The sequence below is a fragment of the Streptomyces sp. NPDC050422 genome (assembly GCF_044458665.1).
Taxonomy (GTDB): domain Bacteria; phylum Actinomycetota; class Actinomycetes; order Streptomycetales; family Streptomycetaceae; genus Streptomyces.
This window is the reverse complement of the sequence record NZ_JBITIE010000020.1, coordinates 199,678-204,586: the sequence shown is the minus strand read 5'-3', so window position 1 is coordinate 204,586 and position 4,909 is coordinate 199,678. Positions and strand designations below refer to the sequence as shown.

At 68.7% G+C, this 4,909-nt stretch carries 6 protein-coding genes and 1 riboswitch; of the genes, 3 read left to right on the top strand and 3 right to left on the bottom strand.

Annotation, left to right across the window (positions count from 1 at the left end; genetic code table 11):
- Positions 1 to 120: 120 nt before the first annotated feature.
- Positions 121 to 630 (top strand): GNAT family N-acetyltransferase, encoded by a 510-nt coding sequence (locus ACIBJG_RS29860; protein WP_399312125.1) that lies wholly within the window; start codon positions 121 to 123, stop codon positions 628 to 630.
- 224 nt (positions 631 to 854) lie between these two features.
- Positions 855 to 1,511, top strand: a complete 657-nt coding sequence (locus ACIBJG_RS29855) for a class I SAM-dependent methyltransferase (RefSeq protein WP_399312124.1) — start codon at positions 855 to 857, stop codon at positions 1,509 to 1,511.
- Here the strand turns inward: ACIBJG_RS29855 and ACIBJG_RS29850 are convergent.
- The 3 genes from ACIBJG_RS29850 to ACIBJG_RS29840 all read right to left on the bottom strand — a co-directional run bounded on the left by ACIBJG_RS29850 (position 1,508) and on the right by ACIBJG_RS29840 (position 3,969).
- A complete protein-coding gene (locus ACIBJG_RS29850) occupies positions 1,508 to 2,725 on the bottom strand; it encodes an IS30 family transposase (RefSeq protein ID WP_399312122.1) in 1,218 nt (405 codons plus the stop codon). The two genes, ACIBJG_RS29855 and ACIBJG_RS29850, sit on opposite strands and share 4 nt — an antisense overlap.
- A 231-nt stretch (positions 2,726 to 2,956) precedes the next feature.
- On the bottom strand, positions 2,957 to 3,724 hold the full coding sequence (locus tag ACIBJG_RS29845) for a CbtA family protein (RefSeq protein ID WP_399312120.1): 768 nt from the start codon (positions 3,722 to 3,724) through the stop codon (positions 2,957 to 2,959).
- A 29-nt stretch (positions 3,725 to 3,753) separates the two neighbouring features.
- Positions 3,754 to 3,969: a CbtB-domain containing protein gene (locus ACIBJG_RS29840; protein WP_326656042.1), complete on the bottom strand. Its 216-nt coding sequence runs from the start codon at positions 3,967 to 3,969 to the stop codon at positions 3,754 to 3,756.
- A gap of 45 nt (positions 3,970 to 4,014) precedes the next feature.
- A riboswitch (adenosylcobalamin (AdoCbl) riboswitch) is annotated at positions 4,015 to 4,108 on the bottom strand.
- Positions 4,109 to 4,232: 124 nt separating this feature from the next.
- Between ACIBJG_RS29840 and ACIBJG_RS29835 the strand changes: the two genes are divergently transcribed.
- Complete coding sequence (locus ACIBJG_RS29835) at positions 4,233 to 4,826, top strand: histidine phosphatase family protein (RefSeq protein WP_399312118.1); 594 nt, start codon at positions 4,233 to 4,235, stop codon at positions 4,824 to 4,826.
- Positions 4,827 to 4,909: the final 83 nt, after the last annotated feature.

Below are 4,909 nucleotides of genomic sequence, written 5' to 3'. Positions count from 1 at the left end.
GCTCCGGGCGGACGGCACCCACGCCGAACATTTAGTGGAATGTTAAACCATCGATGCGTGTTGAGGCGTGTGGATACGTACGGGTGCGGCCCGGCCGCCTCGCGTGATACTTCACAGGGCATGACCGACCTCGTCACAGCACGCCTGCGCCTGAGCCCGATGACCGTTGCCGAAGCCGGGCAGGTGGCGGCGGGCAGGCCCGCCGACGGCGCGCGCTGGGCTCCCGGCTATCCCTCACCGGGTGAGATGAGGGCGGCCCAGCGGTTCCTGGAGACCTGCGCCGGCACCGGTGATCCGAGTCCCTACGGTTCGTACGGGATACGGCGCCTCGAGGACGGGCTGATGATCGGCGGAGCCGGGTTTCACGGGGCGCCCGACGAGAACGGGCACGTCACGATCGGCTACGGACTCGTGGAATCGGCTTGGGGCATGGGATACGCCTCCGAGGCGCTTCGCGCGCTACTTCGGTTCACCCGCGACCAGGGCATCGCCTGTGTGCACGGGGACACCGACCTCGACAACACCGCCTCCCAGCGCGTCATGGCCGCGGCGGGCATGCGTCTCGTGAAGGAGGACGCCCTGCTGAAGCACTACCGGATCGACTGGGACGAACCCGCCGCCCACGAGTGAGGGCGGCTTCCGTACGTGGCAGCGCCCCGCCGGGATCTCGGCGGATTCTAAGGATCGTCGCAACACGTGATCGCCGTTGCGTGATGGCGAGCAGTCTAGACAGCCGCTCGGCCGGGCATCCCGGCCGAGCGGCTGTCGGTCGTTCCAGGCCGGGTGCCCCGGTCCGCTCATGTTTGTCTCGGCTGTGGTTTCGCAGGCGACCGAGGGGCTGATGGACTCAAGCCATGACGAGATTACTGCCCCGCATCATGCGAGCACTTGAGCAGTTCCATGCCACCCACCCCTGGGACCACAACGCCCACTATCACCGGTGGATCCTGCGCCAGCTGCCCAGACGTCTCGACAGGGTTCTGGACGTCGGATCAGGAAGCGGTGAGCTCGCCAGGCTCCTGGCCTCACGGACCGGAGCAGTGCACGGCATCGACGTTGACCCCGCAATCATCGATCGCGCGCGGGAGCTCACAGAGCCCGCCGGCCCGGTGACCTTCACAGTCGGAGACGCGTTGAAGGAGGTGCCACCTGGCCCCTACGACGTCATCACATGTGTCGCCACCATCCACCACATGCCGTTCAGCGACGCCCTCACCTGCTTCCGCCAGCACCTGTCGCCCGACGGAACCCTGGCCGTCGTCGGCGTCTATCGCCCGCAGTATTGGAGCGATTACTTGATCGACGCCGTGGCCCTTCCGGTGAACGTCGCCATGGCCTGGATCAAGAACAGGGGCCGCAAGGCGCCGCGACCAGCCTCAATGACCGCCCCGACCCGACCGGCGACCATGACCTTTGCAGACATCGTTCGCGACGCCCACCAGGCGCTACCCGGTGCACGGCTGCACCGACGACTGTTCTGGCGCTACACGCTGGTCTGGCACCGGCACTAGGAGGTCGACCTCAAGGCTTGCTCTGGGGCCAAAGGCACCGCGCGGAAGGCCCCTTGTGCTGTCAAAACTCCTGGACCCATCAGATTCTGCAGACGCTCGGCTGGGGTTTCCCAGCCGAGCGTTTTGCGTGGGCGGCTGTTGAGTTCGGCGGCAACCGCGTCCAGGTGCTCGCGGGTGTGGATCGCCAGGCTGGTGCCCTTGGGGAAGTACTGCCGCAGGAGGCCGTTTGTGTTCTCGTTGGAGCCGCGCTGCCAGGGGCTGGCCGGGTTGCAGAAGTAGACCGGGATGTTCGTGGCCAGGGTGAATGCCCTGTGGAAGGCCATCTCTGAGCCCTGGTCCCAGGTCAGGGACCGCCGCAGGTGAGGCGGAAGCGTCATGACCGTTTCGACGAGGGCGTCGCGTGTGCTGGCCGCGCTGTGGTCGATGGGCAGGTGGGCGAGCATCACGTAGCGCGTGGTGCGTTCGACGAGCGTGCCGATCGCTGATTTGCCGTCCATGCCAATGATGAGGTCGCCCTCCCAGTGGCCAGGGACGGCCCGGTCCGCAGCTTCGGCGGGTCTGTCGCTGATCATCACCATGTGCGGGATGTTGCGGGGCAAGCGCTTGTAGGACTGGCGGTGCGGCCGGCGCCGGGTCCGGCCGGTCCGCAGCGCCTTGGTCAGTTCACGGCGGAGTTCGCCGCGGCCTTGGACGTAGAGGGCTTGGTAGATCGTCTCGTGGGCCACGTGCATCTCCGGCCGGTCGGGGAAGAGCCTGCGCAGAGCGTGACAGATCTGTTCAGGGCTCCACCGGATGGCGAGGTGGTACTGGATGAACTCACGTAGTTCCGGGTTCTGGCCGATCTTCCCGGGCTTGGGGCGGGGACGGCGCTGTTCGGCGCGGCGGTGTGCGGCGTGGGGCCGGTAGGTCCACTGAGTGCCTCGCCACAGGGCGCCGTTGCGGCGCATCTCTCGACTGATGGTGGACGGGCTGCGGCCCAGCTCTGAGGCGATGGTGCGGATCGGCACCTTCTCCCGCAGCCGGTCGGCTATGTGGATGCGGTCCTCTTCGGGCAGATACCTGGATGGGCCGGAAGAAGCCGAAGCCGCCATGTGGATTGGAGGCTTCGGCTTCCCGCTGTTCGGCGTGTGCCAGCCGTTGCGCCATCTCTTGCCGGTCCGCCGGTTGATACCGAGGATCCGGCAGGCTTCCGTGTTGCTGTAGCCCTGCTTCATGAGATGGGAGTATGCCTCCCGCTCACGAGTCAGACGGTGGCTCCCCTGGGGCCCTCGGTTCTCTCGAATCTTGAAGTCCATCGCATCCCCTGAACTGGGGTGTTGCGACGACCACTAGAACTCAAGCTCCCCGGCGGGGCTCTGTGCGTGCCACCGGTGTGACGTACGCCGTCCTGCCGCGCACGTCACACCGTTGCGGGCCCGCCTGCCGGGCCCCGGTTGCGCCCGGACTCAGCTCGCGACGGTGGCCGGCCGGTTCGTCCGGCCGTCCGTGGCCGTGGCCGGTCCCGGCACCAGCAGGCGTTCGGTGAGATAGCCGAAGACCAGTCCGAAGGTGGTCCAGAGCGTGACCTGCACCGCGAGGGTGGCCAGCCTGAACTCCCAGAGCAGAGAAGCCGGGAAGTCCTTTCCGACCTCGTTGAACGAGGGCAGGAAGGCGTAGGCGAGGCCGGTCACCAGCACGTAGCCGGAAGCCGCGGCGATCGTGGCGTTCCAGTTGCCCAGGCGCGGAGCGAGCCGCCTGCCGAGGACGACCGCGGCCACGGCCAGCAGAACGCTGAGCGCGACCATCAGGAAGAACAACGCGGTGCGCCGGCCGATGGTGTCCGGGTCACCGACCGCCGGTGGGTTCGCCGGGTACTTGAGGAACGGCACGACGTACACGGTCAGCAGGGCCGCCCCCGCGATCAGCGCAGCCGTCGCCCGGGGGCCGAAGCGGCCCATCCGGCCGAGGGCGTAACAGAAGACGAGTGCGGCGATGCCGCCGACGGCGACGCCGAAGACGAGCACACCGGTGGCGAGGCCGCCGGTGGACTGCATGCCGCGGCTGACGAGTTCCGCGGCGCCGCCGTGGTCATGGGTGTGTGACTCCTCGATGGCGATGGCCGCATCGACGCGGGACTCGCCGAGGAAGTAGGCCACCACCAGTGCGAGCGCACCCGCGACGAGGCCGGCCAGCATGCCGCGGACCAGCAGGGCTCTGACAGATATGGAGTTCATGAGGGATTCCCCTGGGGCAGCCGGATGGATCAGTGGCAGGGGAAACCGAGGAGGTGACGTCCGTCGTGGACCCACTCGTGCACGCCTTCGCCCGAGATGAGCGCGGTGGCGCCCTGCTCCGCGCCGACGAAGTACAGCAGGATCAGCATGAGGACGCCGAAGAAGACCGCCCAAGGGGCGATGGCCTTCAGCGAGATGGGGGTGATGGCGGGTGTGACCGTGGCGGGGGCAGCAGTCTGTGCCATGGCAGAACCTCCTGAGGGAACACGCGTCCCGATCGTGGTGCCTGAGACGAGGGCGCTGGGTCTGACTTCCCGTACGGGTACGGGTTCACAGTGGCGCGACCGTGCCGGATTCTCACCGGACTTCCGTCACACCCTCGTCGTGTCGTCGCGACCATACCGCCTGGGCGAGAGAGCCGCCATGGTGCCCGCGGGCAGTCCGGCAGGCCCCGGATGCCATGGTGTGCTGGGCCAAGTGGCCACAGTTCAGGGAGTTGAGAGCGGGCATGACGGTACGGGTGATGTTGATCTCACCGGGGATGAACGCCGCGCTGCGCGAGGCCCGGTTCGGCGGTGACGCACCCCTCGACGACTCCGGGCTCCGAGCGGCCCGGGCCGCCGCTTCCGCCGGCTCGGTCCCGTCCGCGGAACGGTGGCTGCGCGGCCCCTCGGAACGCTGCACGCTCACCGCGGAGGCGCTCGGGCTTCGCACGGATCACGAACACGCCCTGAGGGACTGGGAGTTGGGCCGCTGGTCCGGCGCGCGGCTGTCCGAGGTAGGCGCGGACGAGCCCGACTCAGTGGCGGCCTGGCTGGCGGATCCGTCCGCCGCTCCGCACGGGGGCGAGTCGCTGCTGGAACTGGGCGACCGAGTCGGCGCATGGCTCGACGCGCTGCACGGCGGCGATGCCGGCCGGGTCCTGGGAGTAGCCGAGCCTGCCGTGATCCGTGCCGCGGTCGTCCATGCGCTGGCCCTCCCGCGGCAGGCGTTCTGGCGACTGGACGTGGCCCCGCTGACCCTGACGGAGCTCAGTGGCAGGTCGGGGCGGTGGAACCTGGGCTGCGGCCGGACGCTCGTACCGGAGACGAAGGGCGGATGACCAGCGCGGGGGCGGGGCAGCAGTGCGGGGCGGTGCGGGCGTCGCACTCGTACGGTGGGCGGGGCAGGCGTCACACGCGCACG